This window comes from Nonomuraea sp. NPDC049649 (assembly GCF_040675175.1).
In the GTDB taxonomy this organism is placed as follows: domain Bacteria; phylum Actinomycetota; class Actinomycetes; order Streptosporangiales; family Streptosporangiaceae; genus Nonomuraea.
Map to the genome: position 1 here is coordinate 25,849 of NZ_JBFAOH010000030.1, position 16,007 is coordinate 41,855.

Sequence of the window (16,007 nt, forward strand, 5' to 3'; positions counted from 1 at the left end):
CTATGAATGGGGAGGAGCCCGGGTGAAGCGGTTCGTGGGGTTGGCAGCCGGTATGGCCATGCTGGCCGTGTGCGTGGTGCCGGTGAGCGTGGGAGCGGAGGCGAGACCGGGAGTGCCGCCGGCGCGGGTCGCCTGGGGCGCCTGCCCGGCCAAGGACGGCGACAAGTACGCCGCCCTGGCCGAGCACCTCGGCGCCGAGTGCGGCACCGTACGGGTGCCGCTCGACTACCGGGAGCCGTGGGGGCACGCCATCCAGCTGGCCGTGAACCGGATCAAGGCCAAGGTGCCCCGCGACGGCAACCACCTCGGCGTCCTGCTGGTGAACCCGGGCGGCCCCGGCGCCTCCGGCCGCGACCTGGCCGTGCAGGTGGCCGCGACGCTTCCCCGCGAGGTGCGCGAGCGCTACGACATCGTCGGCTTCGACCCGCGCGGCGTGGGCGCCAGCCGCCCGGCGATGCGCTGCGTCGACCCCGAGGTCTACTTCCGGCCGCCGCGCCCCGACGCCGTGCCGCACAGCCGCGCCGCCGAGAACGTGCTGCTCAGCCGGGCCGCCGACTACGCCAACCGGTGCGGCAACCTCTACTCGTGGCTGCTGCCGCACATGAACACCGAGAACGTGGCCAGGGACCTCGACCGGATCCGCGCCGCGCTCGGCGAGAAGCGCATCAGCTACCTCGGCTACTCCTACGGCACCTACATCGGAGCCGTCTACGCCACCCTGTTCCCCAAGCGGGTCAAGCGCATGGTGATGGACAGCGTGGTGGCCCCCGACGGCCAGTGGTACGCGTCCAACCTGGAGCAGGACCGCGCCTTCGAGAAGCGGCACCGCGCGCTCATGGCGTGGACCGCCCGCCACAACCGGGTCTACCGGCTCGGCGACACCGCCAAGCGCACCCGGTTCGCCTGGTACGCGACCCGTTCCCGGCTGGCCGAGCGCCCGGCGGGCGGCGTGGTCGGCCCGAGCGAGTTCGACGACGTCTTCACCGTCGCGGGCTACACCGACCGGGTCTGGCCGGAGCTGGCCGCCGCCTGGTCCGCCTACGTACGCCAGGGCGACCCGAAGCCGCTCGTCGCCGCCTGGGAGAAGCACGGCAAGAGCGACGCCGACGACGAGAACGGCTACGCCGTCTACCTCGCCACCCAGTGCCGCGACTCGCGGTGGCCGCGCGACTGGAAGACCTGGCGGCGCGACATGACCAAGGTGTACCGCGAGGCCCGGTTCCTCACCTGGCCGAACGCCTGGTTCAACGCGCCGTGCGCCTTCTGGCCGGTCCAGGGCGGCGAGCCGGTCAAGGTGCGCGGGACGTGGCGGCTCCCGCCGATCCTCATGCTCCAGTCACGCAGCGACGCCGCCACCCCGTACGCGGGGGCGCTCAAGACCCGCGCCAAATTCCCGACCGCGCGCATGGTGGTCGAAGGGGGCGGCCAGCACGGCATCTCGCTCGTCGGCAACCAGTGCGTCGACCGGCACCTGGTCGCCTACCTGAAGGACGGCACCGTACCGGCACAGGGAACGCGCTGCGCCGCCACCGCGGCGCCGCGCCCCAAGGACCACCTCAGCTCCGGCAAGCAATCGCGTCACGAAAGGCTCACCGGCGTCCTGGCCAGATGAGCCATTCCGTGGTCGTTCGCGTAGTCTGACCATGTGATGCTGCGTACATCGGCGTCTCGTGTCCTCGACGACAGCGACCGGGACGAGGTGCTCGCTCTGCTCGACAGCGACCCGGTCGCGAACGTCTTCGTCGCGTCCCGGGTCCGGAGCGTGGGGCTCAACCCCTCCCGGCTCGGAGGGCAGATGTGGGGGTTCGGGCCGCGTGGCGGGCTCGTGTCCCTCTGCTACGCGGGCGCCAACCTGGTGCCGATCAACGCCGGTCCCGAGGCGGTGCACGCCTTCGCCGACCGGGCGCGCAAGCAGGGCCGGCGCTGCTCCTCCATCGTCGGCCCGGCCGAGGCCGTCGCCCAGCTGTGGGAGCGGCTGGAGCCGCACTGGGGCCGGGCGCGGGCGATCCGCTGGGCCCAGCCGGTCATGGTGACCTCGCGCAGGCCGCCGGTGCCCGCCGACCCGCTGGTGCGGCGGGTACGGCCGGACGAGTTCGACATCCTGCTGCCGGCCTGCGTGGCGATGTTCACCGAGGAGGTGGGCGTCTCGCCCAACCTCGGCGACGGGGGCGCGCTCTACCGTACGCGGGTGTCCGAGCTGATCCGCATCGGCCGCTCGTACGCGCGGATCGAGGACGGCCGGGTGGTGTTCAAGGCGGAGATCGGCGCCGTCACCCCGCAGGCCTGCCAGATCCAGGGCGTCTGGGTCCATCCCGAGCTGCGCGGGCGCGGGTACGCGGTGGCGGGCATGGCGGCGGTGGTGGAGGCCGCGCTCGACTGCTTCGCGCCGCTGGTGACGCTGTACGTGAACGACTTCAACCACTCGGCCCGGGCGGTCTACCGCAAGGTGGGCTTCGACGAGGTCGGCACGTTCATGTCCGTGCTCTTCTGATCCGGTCGGCGGTCTCCTCGGTGAGCTGGGCGACGATCGACAGCTCTCCTGGGTGGTCGTCGAGCAACTGGTCCAGGCGGGCTCGCCAGAGGACGATCTCCAGGGGCGCGGCTCCGGGCTCCTCGGCCAGCCGCAGCCGGGTCTCGGCGAGCTTCAGCTCGTACATGACGCCGAGGTAGTGGCCGATCGCCTCGCTGAGCCACCAGTAGACGTCGGTGCGGGCGGCGGGGACGAAGATCCGGGCAGCCTCCCAGGCGACCCGCCTGGGCTGCTGTACCGCCATGCTCGGATGTTACGTCAAACGCGGGCGCTCGTCCCCTGCGGAAACCCGGACTAGCCGGTCGAAAAGGCGCTCCAGTTCGGCCTCCGGATCGGCGGTGAGGCCGGCGTGGACCGGGCCGGTCTGCACGATCGTGCTGCGGGGGGCGGTCAGCCAGCGGAACCTGCCGCCCAGCGACTCCGCCGAGAGCGGGCCCGCGTCGTCGCCGCAGGCCAGCTCGTAGGCGGTCAGCGCCTCGCCGACCCGCTCGACGTCGGCAGCCGGGTCGAGGGCGCGCAGGCGGGAGGCGTCCAGCTCCACCCGCGCGCACAGGTAGCCGCGCGGCTGGCAGTACAGCAGCACGCCCGCGTTGATCAGCTCGCCGCGCTCCACCCGCGGCACCACCCGGATCGCCGCGTACTCGTAGACGTCCCTGCTCACTCCGGTCCCGCTCCTGCTCGTTCTGCCGCCGCTGGCGTCGCGTTCGGTCCCGCTCATGCCCGTTCCGCCGCCGCTGGCGTCGCGTTCGGTCCCGCTCATGCGCGGCCGCCTCGCCAGAACTCGCCGACCGATCCCGGGCCGGTGCGCCGCAGCCTGGGCGCGGCTGTGGTCAGCCATCCGCCGGGGCCGTGCGCGCGCCGCAGCAGGTGATCGACGTACGCCTCGCGCACCGCTCCCGGCTCACCGTCGAGCCACTCGCCGGGGACCAGGGCCGTCACCTCCTCCAGCAGCTCGCGCGTGATCAGCGCGGCCAGGGCGGCGCCCGCCTCCTCGACGCCCTCGGCGAACGGGGCCAGCACGTGGTCGCCCGCGTCGAACGGGCGCTGCGGGTCGGCCGTCTTCCAGTTGTGGTGGAACCAGAGCGCCGCGCCGTGGTCGATCAGCCAGTTGTCGCCGTGCCAGACCAGCAGGTTGGGGTTGCGCCAGGTGCGGTCGAGGTTGTGGATCAGGCCGTCGAACCAGATCAGCCGGGCCGCGAACGCCGGGTCGGGGGCCCAGGCGAGCGGCTCGAAGCCCAGCGCGCCCGGCAGGAAGTCGACCGCCAGGTTGCGGCCCGTGCTGGCCTTGAGCAGGTCCTGCACCTCTTCGTCGGGCTCGCGGGCGCCGAGCTGCGGGTCGATGTCGATGATCTTGAGTTCGGGGGTGCGGAAACCGAGGCGGCGGGCCAGCTCACCGGCGATGATCTCGGCGACCAGGACCCGGGGGCCCTGACCCGCCTCCCGGAACTTGACCACGTACGTGCCGAGGTCGTCGCCCTCGACCACCCCGGGCAGCGACCCGCCCTCGCGCAACGGCGTCACGTAACGCGTCGCCACGACCTGTTCCAGCACGTTCGCAATCTATCGCGGGCGGGTGAGCGCGGCCTCCCGCCCTGTGCGTGCTGCACCGCCCTCTGCGTGCTGCACCGCCCTTTGCGTGCTGCATCCCGCCCTCTGCGCGCGGTCTCCCGCCCTAGGGGTGCTGGGCGCGGGAGCGGACCGTACGGAGGATCAGGTGGCGGATGAGGCCGCTGCCCGGGCGGATCACTATCCAGTAGGGGCGGAAGGCGCGGAGGGCGTCCGGGCTGGTGGTCGCCACCCGTGTCTCTGTCGTCAGGCGGATGCGGCCGCGTTCCTCCTCCAGAGAGAAGGCGAACGTGCCCTTGGCGAAGCCTGGGCGATCGAAGGTCTCGAAGGTGGTGAGCGAATCCACCGGTACGTCCTGCGACTTTCCCAGCCGCCACCACTGGCCGATCAGGCCGAGTACCAGCTCTCGGCCCGGGTCCACGACGAGAGGGGTGAAGCCGGGGTGGGATCGCGAGGTGCCGCCGGGGTGGGGCCGTGGTGTGTGGCCGGGGTGGGATTGCGAGGTGCCGCCGGGGTGGGGCTGTGGGGTGAAGCTGGGGTGGGGCTGTGGGGTGTGGTCGGGGTGGGACTGGGGTGTGCGGCCGTGGATCAGGCGGGAGGCCAGGGCGCGGGCGGCGAAGAGCGGCTTGGCGAGGGGGATGTCGGCGCCGGTCAGGCCGGTGAGCGTGTCCCATACGCGCTCACGGGAGGCGTCTATCAGGATCGTGTGCCGCTCGGACATGTCCGGGCGGGGGATAAGGCGCTCAGCGCTGGTGACCATCGGAGCCTCCGTACGGTTGCGTATGGTTCGACCGTACGCCACCGTATGGAACTATGGCGAGACTGAGTGCGGACGATTGGGCGGAGGCGGCGCTGGCCGCGCTGGCGGAGGGCGGCGTCGGCGCGGTGGCTGTGGAGCCGGTGGCCGCACGGCTCGGGGTGTCCAAGGGGAGTTTCTACTGGCACTTCGCCAACCGGCGGGCGCTGCTGGAAGCCGCGCTGCGGCGGTGGGAGGCGCAGACCGAGCAGGTCATTGCCCGGCTGGACGGTGTCGAGGACCCGCAGGAGCGCATGCGGACGCTGCTGGAGCGGGCGTTCGGGCAGGGGCGGGACGCGGCTGTCGCGTTCCGGCTGATCAGTGAGGCCGATGATCCGGTGGTGGGGGAGGTCGCGCGGCGGGTGACTGGGCGGCGGCTGGACTACATGGAGGATGTGTTGCGGGAGGCCAGGGTTCCGGAGGCTCGCCGGCGGGTGCTCTCCGCCTATGCCGGTTATGTGGGGCTCGCCGCGTTGGTGCGGATGGGGACGATTTCTGAACTGCCAGATGGGTTGGCGGAGCGGGCCATGATGGAGCTCGGGCTCACCGCGAACACGTTCTACGGCGGGTCTGCCTGACCCCTGCAATAATGACGCGTTATGTCCGAGCTCAGAGCCGATGATCCGCGCACGCTGGGCGGGTACCGGATCTCGGGCCGGCTCGGTCAGGGTGGGCAGGGGGTTGTCTACCTGGGTCACACCCATCAGGGCGCGAAGGTCGCGATCAAGCTGTTGCACGCTAGTCTGTCGGCCGATCCGGAGGTGCGGCGGCGGTTTCTGGCCGAGATCGAGGCGGTGCGGCGGGTGGCGCCCTTCTGCACCGCTCAGCTTCTCGACGCCGATCTCGACGGGGACCGGCCCTATCTGGTGAGCGAGTACGTCGACGGAGTCTCGCTCCGGGAACACGTCGCGCGGCAGGGGCCGCGGGCCGGTGGTTCGCTCCATCGGCTGGCCATCGGCACCGCCACCGCGCTGGGCGCCATTCACCGGGCGGGGGTCGTACACCGTGACTTCAAGCCCGGGAACGTGCTCCTCAGTCTCGACGGGCCGCGGGTGATCGACTTCGGGGTGTCGCGGCTGATGGACGGGACGGCCAGCACCGGCAGGATTCCCGTCGGCACGCCTGCCTACCTCGCGCCCGAACGCATCAAGGGGGAGCCTGCCGGGCCGGCCGCCGATCTGTACGCGTGGGCGCTGACTGTGGCCTTCACCGCCACGGGGCGGCATGCCTTCGCGGGTGGGACGCCTCAGGAGGTCATGGCGCGCATCCTGTACGGGAAGCCGGACCTGGGGGCGTTGGCCGGGCGGCTGAGGGGGATCGTCGACGCCTGCCTGGCGCCGGAGCCCGGGGACCGGCCGGACGCGGAGGAGGTGCTGCGGCGGCTGCTCGGGCAGGGTGCTGCCGGTGATGTTCTGACCTCGGGGGCTATGGCTGCGGTCAACCCCAGGGGCGTCGGTTCGGGGTCTGTTTCTGGCGTCCCGCTCGATCCGGGTTCGGGGTTCGTTCCCGGGGTCCCGTCCACTCCCGGTTCGGGGTCTGTTCCTGGGGTTCCGTCTGGTTCTGGGGCCTCGCGGGTTGAGGGGGGTTCCGCTGGGCTGGACACCGTTGCGTGGCGGGTGCCGGCGGGGGGCAGGGTTGAGGTCACCGGGAGCCGGGCGCTGGCTCGGCTTGTTGAGATGTCCGGGTCCGTACCAGTTCCGGAGCCGGAGCCTCCGGCGCGGCGATTAGGGTGGCCGGTCGCGGCGGGAGCCCTGCTGGTGGCGCTCGCGGTGGTCGCGTACGTGTTCTGGCCGGGCGGGGACGGGGCGAGCGGGCACTGGGCCGGTTCGGTGGCGAAGCCGAGCGCGGGGCGGGTGTTCCCCGTCGACATCCGGCTCGCGGACGGCGCGGAGTCGAGGATGCGGTGGGGTGCCGGTCTGGAGTGTTCCGGGGTGCTCCAGCCCACGGGGGAGAGGCTGACGTACGAGGTGCGGCAGGTCGCGGGTGACGAGTGCCGGCCGGGCACGCTCCGGATGCGCCCGATCGGCGACAGTGACCAGATGGCCATCACAGTCACCCGTCTGGGCCAGCGAGAAGTGACGTATTCGGGCAAGGTCGCACGGTCGTCCTGACCTCGAACGGTCACGGTCAGGTGGCGATGGCGCGTCCGCCGTTGACTCTCCGGCATCGGCTGCTTCAGTGGAAGGCGTACGTGGGTGGCGGCGAGGGGAGGGCGCCCCGTGCCAACGGCGCGGCCGCTCAGAACGGGGGATCCCCGTACGCTCGGGCCCTACGAGCTGTCCGGGCGGCTGGGCGACGGCGGTCAGGGTGTGGTGTATCTCGGCGCCCTGGCCGGGGAGAGTTATGCGGTCAAGCTGCTCCACGGGCCGGTGGGCGACGGGCGCGGGGCGTTCCTGCGCGAGGTGGAGCTGGCCAAGCACGTGGCCCGGTTCTGCACGGCGCAGGTGGTGGACGCCGGTTTCGACGAGGGCAGGCCGTACATCGTCAGCGAGTACGTCGACGGGCCGTCCCTGGCCCGGGAGGTCATGCTCGCCGGGCCGCGGCGCGGCGGCGCCCTGGAACGGCTGGCCGTCGGCACCGCCACGGCCATCGCCGCCATCCACCGGGCCGGCATCGTGCACCGCGACCTCAAGCCGCAGAACGTGCTCCTCGGCCCCGACGGGCCGCGCGTCATCGACTTCGGCCTGGCCAGGGCGCTGGACGCGTCGGCGACCCTGACCAACCGGGGCGTCGGGACCCCCGCGTACATGGCTCCCGAGCAGATCACCGCGAGCGCCGTCACCGGCGCGGTGGACGTGTTCGCGTGGGGCGGCACGATCTGCTTCGCCGCCAACGGGACGGCGCCGTTCGGGCAGGACTCGGTGGCGCCGGTGCTGCACCGGATCCTCACCGCGCCGCCCGACCTGGGCAGCTTGGAAGGGCGGCTCCGGGAGCTGGTGGCGGCCTGCCTGGACAAGGAGGCCAGGAACCGGCCCACCAGCCGGGAACTGCTGCTGGAGCTGCTGGGTACGTCCGATGGCGTGCCGGCGGAGGTGCTGCGCTCGCCTCCGCCGCACATCGTCCGCGCCGTCTCGCCGCCGCGCGGCCCGTCCGCCGATGCCGATCCCGCGCCGGTCGCGGAGCCGGAGTCGACGGGTGCTCTCGGCGCCTACCACCTGATGGATTCCCGTGACGGGATGGACTCTCCGCCGTCCGGCTCCCACCCGGCCGCTCGGAACGCGCCTCTCCCGCCGTCGTCGTCCGGGGTGAGTGAGGGGTCGCTGTCTCCGGGATCCGGTAGCGGCCGGTCGTCAGAGAAGGCGGCGAGAGTACGCGGGGCGGTCTTCCGAGGGTCGCCTGCCGGATATCCCGTGGAGCGGGTGGCGCGCCGGGATGCCGGGGGAACGGACCGGCCCGGCGGATCGGTCTCCTCTGCGTCAGGGCCGGGGGAGTCGGCGCCGCCCGGAAAGGCAGGGCGTTCGGGCAGGTCGCTCGGGGCTGCGGGGCTGGCGGTGGTGGGGGCTCTGCTGGTGACGGGCGCGGTGCTGGTGACGATGTTCGTGCCGCTGTTCCGGGAGGACGGGATGCGCGTACGGGCGGGGACGCCGACCTCGGGGCCCGTCGTCGTACCGCCCGCGTCCGAGACGGAGGACACACCCAAGGAGAGGCCGCCCACGCGGGTGCGGCGGGAGGACAGCAGCCTCCCGGTGTCCGGGAAGCCGTCCGTCCGGCAGCCGGTGAAGATCGCGGTGCCTGAAGTGGTGGGGTTGTCCCGGTCCGCGGCTGTCAAGGCGCTGGAACGTGCCGGGCTGAAGGTCGGTGACGTCTCCAAGACCGACTCGCGACGCAAGATCGGACAGGTGCTCGCCAGCCGCCCTGCCGCCGGGGCGCGCGTCGCGGCGGGGGCGGCCGTCGCGCTGGAGGTGTCCGCGGGGGTACGGGTGCCCGCCGTCGCCGGGATGCGGCGCGAGGAGGCCGAGAAGGCGGTCACCGGCGCGGGCCTGAAGGTGGGCAAGGTCTCCACCACCTGCGGCCGGAAGCCGGAGGGCGAAGTCCTCTCCTCCACACCGGAGGCGGGTGCCCGGGTCTCGGGCGGCGCCGCGGTGTCCCTGGTCGTGGCCCGGCGGGGCGCCCCGGTGCCGGGTGTGACCGGGCAGTCGCGTGACAAAGCGCTCGCCGCGCTCCGGGCCGCCGGATTCACCCCGGCGATCCGTACGCGGGTGGTCGAGGAGGAGTCCCGCTGGGACGTCGTCATCGCGCAGTACCCGGCCGCGGACACCTGCACGCGCCCGGGCAGGCGCGTCCTGGTCACGGTCGGCGCCCAGCCTCCCGGCGGCCCGGACCCCACGGAGCCGACCCCCTCCGCGACCGGCGAACCTACGACCGAGCCCTGACGAGGGACCGGCGGCGCCGCCGCGGAGTGCCGGGTCCCGGAAGCGCCGCGTGGTCGGGAGGGCGGCCTGGTACGAGAGTTGCGGGTATTCCTGGGAAAGCACCGCGCTCACCTGATGGCTCAGCGGGGGTCGGTGAGCATGGTGTCGACCATGGCCAGCAGCGTGTCCCGGTTGCCTTCGCCGAGGCTGCCGCCCACCATCGCCGCCGCCTCCGCCAGCGGGTCGCGCCGGGGGAACGCCGTCATGGCCTCGGACAGTTCGGTCACCGTCCAGGGCGCGCCGTCCTTGGTCACGCTCTTACCGGCGCTCCATCCGTTCAGCAGTGTCACCGACGTTCCCCGTACCGCGAGCACCTGCCCGTTGAGCGGGCAGCCGGGCGCGGCGAGACAGGCCGCGACGTGCGCCGTGAGCGCGGGATGGAGAGGGTCGAACGTGCCGTCCGGTGTATCGGACATGCCGGGGACGCCTTCGGTGAGCCTGGTACGGGCCATGGACGGGGACACGGCGTTGACCCGCACCCCGTACCGGGCGAGTTCCACGGCGCAGGCGGTGGTCAGGGCGGCGACCCCCGCCTTGGCGGCCGCGTAGTTGCCCTGCGTGATGCCGGGCATGAGCAGACCCGACGCGGACACGGTGTTGACCACCGCGCGGTCGCTGGAGTTTCCCTGGTCGCGCCAGTGACGGGCGGCCCATCGGGTGACGGCGAAGGTGCCCTTGAGGTGCACCGCCAGCACGGCGTCGAACTCGTCCTCGGTCATGTTCACCAGCGCCCGTCTGCGCTGGATGGCCGCGTTGTTGACCACGACGTGGAGGTCCCCGAACGCCTCCACGGCGGTCTCGACCATCCGCCTGGCCCCGTCCCAGTCGGTGACGTCGTCGGTGTTCGCGACGGCGTCGCCGCCGGCGGCTCTGATCTCGCGGGCCACCGCCTCGGCCACGCCCGGGTCGCCGCCGGTGCCTTCGGGCGTCACGCCCGGGTCGTTGACCACGACCTTCGCGCCCTCGGAGGCGAAGAAGAGCGCCTCCTGCCTGCCGATCCCGCGTCCCGCGCCGGTGATGAGCGCGACCCGCCCGTCGAGGCTGCCCATGACGACCCCTCTCGCTGTACTCGATGTATTGATGCACTCAATGTAGCAATGCATGCGATGTAGTAAAGTCGGCGGCATGGGGTTGCGTGAAGCGAAGAAGGAACGGACCCGGGAGGCGCTCATCGAGGCCGCCTTGCGGCTTTTCGAGGAGAAGGGGTACGAGCGGACGACGGTCGCGCAGATCGCCGCCGCCGCCCAGCTGTCGACGCGTACGTTCTTCCTGCACTTCCCGGCCAAGGAGGACGTGCTGCTCGCCGACAGCGCCCCCAGGGTGGAGCTGGGTGTCGCGGCCCTCGCCGAGCGGCGGCCCGGTGAGGGGCCCGCCCGGGCGCTGCTCCGGGCGATCGGCGCGATGGTCGCCGACGCCTCCGGGAAGGATCTGCCGAGCGGTGTGGCGGCCGCCCGTACCAGGCTCGTGGCGACCGAGCCCGCCGTCCAGGCGCGGCTGCTGCAGCGCATGGCCACCGCCCAGACGGCGCTCGCGGAGGCCCTGCACCGGGCCTACCCCGACGAACTGGACGCCGTGTCGGCGGCGGCCGTCACCGGCGCGGCGATCGGCGCGGTGAGTTCCGCCGCGGTCGCCGCGCTGCGGCAGGGGCAGACGCCCGAGCAGGTGCGGGCCGCCATGCTGCGGGCCCCAGCCACCGCCGCCGCCCATCTGACGGAGTGACCCGGTTCGGGAGTCGCCGGCCCCAATGGACGCGGAGCCGTATGCCCGGAGTGACTGTGGCCCGGCCGCCGGGGAGCCTTCCGGGCTTCGCTCTTCCGGAAAGCGCTCCCCTTCCCGGGAGTTAAGTGGTTGCCGCTAGAGGTCCTGGACCTCTCAGGCGTTGACGGAGAGGTCTTCGATGGCGAGGGCCGCTCGCAGGAGGATGGGGTGGACCTCGTCCTGGGGGAGGTCCATGGTGTGCACGACGGCCGACTGGAGGGCGCCGAGCAGGGCCCAGCCGCGGACCGTCGCCGCCTCGTCCGGCTCCGGGCCGACCAGCTTGCGGTAGATCTCGTCGCGGAAGGTGCGGACCGCGTCGGCCGTCGAGCCGGGCTGGGCCGAGTCGGCGGCGCCGAGGTCCTCCATGAACAGGCGCATCACGGCGCGGTGGCGCACCACGAAGCCGACGAGTGCCGTCACGAAGGCGCGGCGGTCGTCCGCGTAGTCGCCGCCCAGGAGGGCGATCATGTCGTCGGCCGCCGGGGCGATGATCTCGGCGGCGAGCTTGTCCTTGGGGTGGAAGTGGTAGGCGATCGCGGTCTTGGTGAGCCCCACGGCGGCGGCGATGTCGGCCAGCGAGGTGTTGGCGTAGCCGCGTTCGGCGAAGAGCTCGCGGGCGGCGGCGAGGATGCGGCTGCGGGTGTCGTCGGCTGTGGTCATCGTCTCATTTCCGGGGGTGCGTCAGCTTTCCCCTTGGGGCCGCTTTATCGTAATGCTGTACGACCGTACAGGACGGGCGTCCGAAAAGCAGGGGGTCTGGCGATGGCGCGCTTTCTGGGCTGGCTCGGTGGCTGGTGCGCCCGGCACGGGCGGATCATCCTGGCATTATGGGTGACGCTGGCCGTCGCCGCCATGGGCGGCAGTCTGGTGCTCGGCAGCCCCGTGAGCACCGAGGTCAGCATCCCCGGCACCGACGCCCAGCGCGCCCACGACCTGATGCGCGACGGCTTCGGCCCCGGATTCAAACAGGGCGGCACCGTACAGCTCGTCGTCTACTCTCCTGACGGGCCGCTCATCGAGGAGCCGCGCAAGCAGGCCGTCGACGACGCGGTGGCGAACATCCGCAGGCAGGAGCACGTCGCCGAGGTGAACTCGCCGTTCCGCGAGGGCGGCATCGCGTCGAACCTGCAGATCGGCCTGATCACCGTGCGGCTGGAGGGCCACGACAGCGGCAAGGTGGCCGAGAACACCCAGCGGATCTCCCAGGCCGCCGAGCCCGCGAGGGAGGCCGGGCTGGAGGTCGTCGCCAACGACAGCTCGACGCCCGCCGACAAGGAGATCAAGACCGGGCCGAGCGAGATCATCGGCGTGATCTGCGCGCTGCTGGTGCTGATCTTCGCGTTCGGCACGCTCACCGCCGCGCTGATCCCGATCTTCACGGCGCTGGTCAGCGTGGCCACCGGGCTGGGCGTGATCGGGCTGCTCGGGCACGTCATGGACGTGCCGAAACAGGCCGGGATCATGGCCACGATGATCGGGCTCGGCGTGGGCATCGACTACGCGCTGTTCCTGCTGTCGCGGTACCGCAGGCTGCTCGCCTCCGGGCTGCCCGTCCAGATCGCGGTGCGCGGGGCGGTGTCCAGCTCGGGCGGGGCGGTGGTGTTCGCCGGCGGGACCGTGATCATCGCGCTGAGCGCGCTCATGTTCGCCGGGTTCCCGCTGCTGGCCACGCTGGGCTGGATCACCGGCATCTCCGTGGTGATGGCCGTGCTCACCGCGATCACGCTGGTCCCGGCGCAGCTCGGCCTGCTGGGGCACCGGGTGAACGCGCTCAAGGTGCCGTTCCTCGGCCGCCGCCCGGAGTCGTCCGGGTGGGCCGCGCTCGGCGCCTGGGTGGCGCGCCGGCCGTGGCGGGTGCTGGCCGGCGTCCTGCTCGTGCTGGGCGCGCTCGCCGCGCCCGCGCTCTCGCTCAAGCTCGGGATGCTCGACGACGGGTACGCGGCGCAGGGGTCGGAGCCGAGGCGGGCGTACGAGCTGATGACGGTCGGGTTCGGCCCCGGCAGCACCGGGCCGCTGACGGTGGTGGCGAGCGCGCCCGGAGAGGTGACCGAGGCCGCCGCCGACCGGCTCGCCGACCGGCTCAAGGAGTTCGACGGGGTCGCCCACGTCGCCGAGCCCAAGGTCAGCGACTCCCGGCAAGCGGTCATGATCCAGGTGATCCCCGACTACGCGCCCAGCGACCCGCGCGCCGCCGACCTCGTACGCGAGATCAGGACCGTCGACGGCGGCGGGCTCGACGTGCACGTCGGCGGGGAGGTCGCCGCGCTCACCGACGCCGCCGACCGGCTGACCGAGCGGACCCCGCTCGTCATCGGCGTCGTCGTGCTGCTCAGCGCCCTGCTGTTGCTGCTGGCGTTCCGGGCGCCGGTGGTGGCGATCAAGGCGGCGGTGATGAACCTCGTCTCGCTCGGCGCCGCGTTCGGGGCGCTGGCGGCGGTGTTCTCCTTCGGCGTCGGCAGCGGGCTGGTGGGCATGGATCCGCCGGTCAACGCCTCGTACGTGCAGACGCTGTTCTTCTCGGTGCCGATCGAGAGTTATGTGCCGCTGATGCTGTTCGCGGTGCTGTTCGGGCTCTCCATGGACTACGAGGTGTTCCTGCTGACGGCGGTGCGGCAGTCCTACCTGAAGCACGGCGACAACTCCAGGGCCGTGGCCGAGGGGCTGGGGTCGACCGGCCGGGTCATCACGTCGGCGGCGCTGATCATGGTGGCGGTGTTCACCGCGTTCATCGCCTACCCGGACTCGATGGTCAAGACGTTCGGCGTGGGCCTGGCGGTGGCGATCGCCGTGGACGCCACGCTGATCCGGGGATTCCTGGTGCCCTCGACCATGGTGCTGCTGGGGCGGATCAACTGGTGGTGCCCGCGCTGGCTCGACCGGCTGCTGCCGAACCTGTCGGTGGAGGGCCACGAGGAGGAGCCGCCGGCGGCCCGCTCTGAAAGGTTCAGGGCGCAGGCAGGGGTCTGACCTGGATATTTACGGCGGCTGACGGGTAGGCGGGGGGTGCCTTGCGAGTCTCTTAAGGCACCCTCATAAGGTGAGGACGCGCATATCGCATATAAGCTGGGAGATTCCGTGTTGCACGAGAAGCTGTCGTCGATTTATGACAACGTACTGCGCCGCAACCCTGGGGAGATCGAATTCCACCAGGCGGTGCGGGAGGTGCTCGAAAGCATCGGCCCGGTTCTCGGCAAACACCCCGAATACGCCCAGTCCAAGATCATTGAGCGGATCTGCGAGCCCGAACGGCAGATCATCTTCCGGGTGCCCTGGCAGGACGACCGCGGCGAGGTCCACATCAACCGCGGCTTCCGGGTCGAGTTCAACAGCGCGCTCGGCCCGTACAAGGGTGGACTGCGCTTCCACCCCTCGGTCTACCTGGGCATAGTGAAATTCCTCGGGTTCGAGCAGATCTTCAAGAACAGCCTCACCGGCCTGCCCATCGGCGGCGGCAAGGGCGGTTCCGACTTCGACCCCAAGGGGCGCTCCGACAGCGAGGTCATGCGGTTCTGCCAGAGCTTCATGACTGAGCTGTTCCGGCACATAGGCGAGTACACCGACGTGCCCGCCGGTGACGTCGGCGTCGGCGGCCGGGAGATCGGCTACCTGTTCGGCCAGTACAAGCGCATCACCAATCGCTACGAGTCCGGCGTGATCACGGGCAAGGGCCTGGCGTACGGGGGAGCGCAGGTACGGACCGAGGCCACCGGCTACGGGTGCGCGTTCTTCGTCGAGGAGATGCTGAAGGCGCGCGGCACGTCCTTCGACGGCAAGCGGGTCGTGGTCTCCGGCTCCGGCAACGTGGCCGTGCACACCATAGAGAAGGTGCAGCAGCTCGGCGGCACGGTGGTGGCCTGCTCCGACTCCTCCGGCTACGTCGTGGACGAGAAGGGCATCGAGCTCGACCTGCTCAAGCAGATCAAGCAGGTCGAGCGCGGCCGGGTGGACGCTTATGCGGCGCGCCGCGGCGAGCACGTGACGTTCGTGCCGGGCGGCAGCGTGTGGGACGTGCCGTGCGAGGTCGCGATGCCGTCCGCCACCCAGAACGAGATCACCGGGCGCGACGCCGCCTTCATGGTCAAGAACGGCTGCGTCGCCGTGGGCGAGGGCGCCAACATGCCGACCACGCCCGAGGGCATCAAGGTGTTCCTGGAGGCGGGCGTCGCGTTCGGGCCGGGCAAGGCCGCCAACGCGGGCGGCGTCGCCACCAGCGCCCTGGAGATGCAGCAGAACGCCAGCCGCGACTCGTGGAGCTTCGAGCAGACCGAGCACCGGCTGCAGGAGATCATGAGCGACATCCACGACCGCTGCCTGGAGACCGCCGAAGAGTACGGGATGCCCGGCAACTACGTGGCCGGCGCCAACATCGACGGGTTCCGCCGGGTGGCCGACGCCATGCTCGCCCTGGGCCTGATCTAGGTCGCCGGCAGGGCGGTGGCCAGCAGGATAACGCCAACGGAGCCGACCAGCGAGGTCACCGCCATCGCACGGGCGAACCCCGGCCGCCCCGCGCCGGTCGCCCAGCCGTGCAGCGCCGCCGCCGCCATCACCGCCGCGAACAGCACCAGCTTGGCGGCGAGAATCCGCCCGTAACCCGGCTCGGCCAGGGACTCGAAGGTGACTCCCTTGTGCCAGGCGATGGCCACGCCGGTGCCGATCTGCACGGGCAGGAACACCGCGCCGGTGAACATGCCGAACCGCCGCCCGACCGCGCGCATCACCTGGCCGCGCCGCTCCTCGTCCAGGATGCGGCGGGCCAGCGGCAGCACCACCAGCGAGACCGTGAGCTGCCCGCCCACCCAGAGCGCCGCCGACAGCACGTGCAGGAACCGCACCACCGCCCACCAGGTCACTCCGTCACCACCTCCGCCGCCTTACGCTACTGTCCCGCCGAGGCGGAGGGGACGGACCAAGGGCCGCTGCGGGAAGGACCAAAGTCCCGCGC

15 protein-coding genes are annotated in these 16,007 nt (G+C 72.0%); 8 read left to right on the forward strand and 7 right to left on the reverse strand.

What is annotated here, in order from left to right; genetic code table 11:
* Positions 1–22 precede the first annotated feature (22 nt).
* The gene (locus AB0J42_RS28445) at positions 23–1,612 is read left to right on the forward strand and encodes an alpha/beta hydrolase (protein WP_364299676.1); all 1,590 of its coding nucleotides are present in this window, start codon (positions 23–25) and stop codon (positions 1,610–1,612) included.
* A gap of 36 nt (positions 1,613–1,648) precedes the next feature.
* Positions 1,649–2,491: a GNAT family N-acetyltransferase gene (locus AB0J42_RS28450; protein ID WP_364299750.1), complete on the forward strand. Its 843-nt coding sequence runs from the start codon at positions 1,649–1,651 to the stop codon at positions 2,489–2,491.
* On the opposite strand, the gene AB0J42_RS28455 is transcribed toward AB0J42_RS28450, so the two are convergent.
* The 4 genes from AB0J42_RS28455 to AB0J42_RS28470 all read right to left on the reverse strand — a co-directional run bounded on the left by AB0J42_RS28455 (position 2,472) and on the right by AB0J42_RS28470 (position 4,856).
* Positions 2,472–2,774, reverse strand: coding sequence for a hypothetical protein (locus AB0J42_RS28455; RefSeq protein WP_364299678.1), 303 nt, complete (start codon positions 2,772–2,774; stop codon positions 2,472–2,474). The genes AB0J42_RS28450 and AB0J42_RS28455 overlap by 20 nt on opposite strands.
* Positions 2,775–2,783: 9 nt before the next feature.
* Positions 2,784–3,191 carry a DUF3037 domain-containing protein gene (locus AB0J42_RS28460; RefSeq protein WP_364299752.1) on the reverse strand — a complete coding sequence of 136 codons (408 nt, stop codon included), beginning with the start codon at positions 3,189–3,191 and terminating at the stop codon, positions 2,784–2,786.
* Positions 3,192–3,286: 95 nt separating this feature from the next.
* Positions 3,287–4,081 (reverse strand): HipA family kinase, encoded by a 795-nt coding sequence (locus tag AB0J42_RS28465; RefSeq protein ID WP_364299680.1) that lies wholly within the window; start codon positions 4,079–4,081, stop codon positions 3,287–3,289.
* A 121-nt stretch (positions 4,082–4,202) separates the two neighbouring features.
* On the reverse strand, positions 4,203–4,856 hold the full coding sequence (locus AB0J42_RS28470; protein ID WP_364299682.1) for a hypothetical protein: 654 nt from the start codon (positions 4,854–4,856) through the stop codon (positions 4,203–4,205).
* Between the two features lie 53 nt (positions 4,857–4,909).
* On the opposite strand from AB0J42_RS28470, the gene AB0J42_RS28475 reads away from it, so the two are divergent.
* The 3 genes from AB0J42_RS28475 to AB0J42_RS28485 all read left to right on the forward strand — a co-directional run bounded on the left by AB0J42_RS28475 (position 4,910) and on the right by AB0J42_RS28485 (position 9,265).
* Entirely contained in the window at positions 4,910–5,470 is a 561-nt protein-coding gene (locus AB0J42_RS28475) for a TetR/AcrR family transcriptional regulator (protein WP_364299684.1), read from the forward strand.
* A 21-nt stretch (positions 5,471–5,491) separates the two neighbouring features.
* A complete protein-coding gene (locus tag AB0J42_RS28480; RefSeq protein ID WP_364299686.1) occupies positions 5,492–7,003 on the forward strand; it encodes a serine/threonine-protein kinase in 1,512 nt (503 codons plus the stop codon).
* 108 nt (positions 7,004–7,111) lie between these two features.
* Entirely contained in the window at positions 7,112–9,265 is a 2,154-nt protein-coding gene (locus AB0J42_RS28485; protein WP_364299688.1) for a PASTA domain-containing protein, read from the forward strand.
* A 119-nt stretch (positions 9,266–9,384) separates the two neighbouring features.
* On the opposite strand, the gene AB0J42_RS28490 is transcribed toward AB0J42_RS28485, so the two are convergent.
* A complete protein-coding gene (locus AB0J42_RS28490; protein ID WP_364299690.1) occupies positions 9,385–10,353 on the reverse strand; it encodes an SDR family NAD(P)-dependent oxidoreductase in 969 nt (322 codons plus the stop codon).
* A 76-nt stretch (positions 10,354–10,429) separates the two neighbouring features.
* On the opposite strand from AB0J42_RS28490, the gene AB0J42_RS28495 reads away from it, so the two are divergent.
* Positions 10,430–11,023, forward strand: a complete 594-nt coding sequence (locus AB0J42_RS28495; protein WP_364299692.1) for a helix-turn-helix domain-containing protein — start codon at positions 10,430–10,432, stop codon at positions 11,021–11,023.
* Between the two features lie 153 nt (positions 11,024–11,176).
* Here AB0J42_RS28495 and AB0J42_RS28500 read toward each other — a convergent pair whose 3' ends face one another.
* A complete protein-coding gene (locus AB0J42_RS28500) occupies positions 11,177–11,722 on the reverse strand; it encodes a TetR family transcriptional regulator (RefSeq protein ID WP_364299694.1) in 546 nt (181 codons plus the stop codon).
* A gap of 102 nt (positions 11,723–11,824) precedes the next feature.
* Between AB0J42_RS28500 and AB0J42_RS28505 the strand changes: the two genes are divergently transcribed.
* Both AB0J42_RS28505 and gdhA read left to right on the forward strand, forming a co-directional pair.
* On the forward strand, positions 11,825–14,029 hold the full coding sequence (locus AB0J42_RS28505) for an MMPL family transporter (RefSeq protein WP_364299696.1): 2,205 nt from the start codon (positions 11,825–11,827) through the stop codon (positions 14,027–14,029).
* A 108-nt stretch (positions 14,030–14,137) separates the two neighbouring features.
* Positions 14,138–15,481, forward strand: coding sequence for an NADP-specific glutamate dehydrogenase (gene gdhA, locus AB0J42_RS28510; protein ID WP_364299698.1), 1,344 nt, complete (start codon positions 14,138–14,140; stop codon positions 15,479–15,481).
* Here gdhA and AB0J42_RS28515 read toward each other — a convergent pair.
* Positions 15,478–15,915, reverse strand: coding sequence for a hypothetical protein (locus AB0J42_RS28515; protein WP_364299700.1), 438 nt, complete (start codon positions 15,913–15,915; stop codon positions 15,478–15,480). The two genes, gdhA and AB0J42_RS28515, sit on opposite strands and share 4 nt — an antisense overlap.
* Between the last annotated feature and the right edge of the window lie 92 nt (positions 15,916–16,007).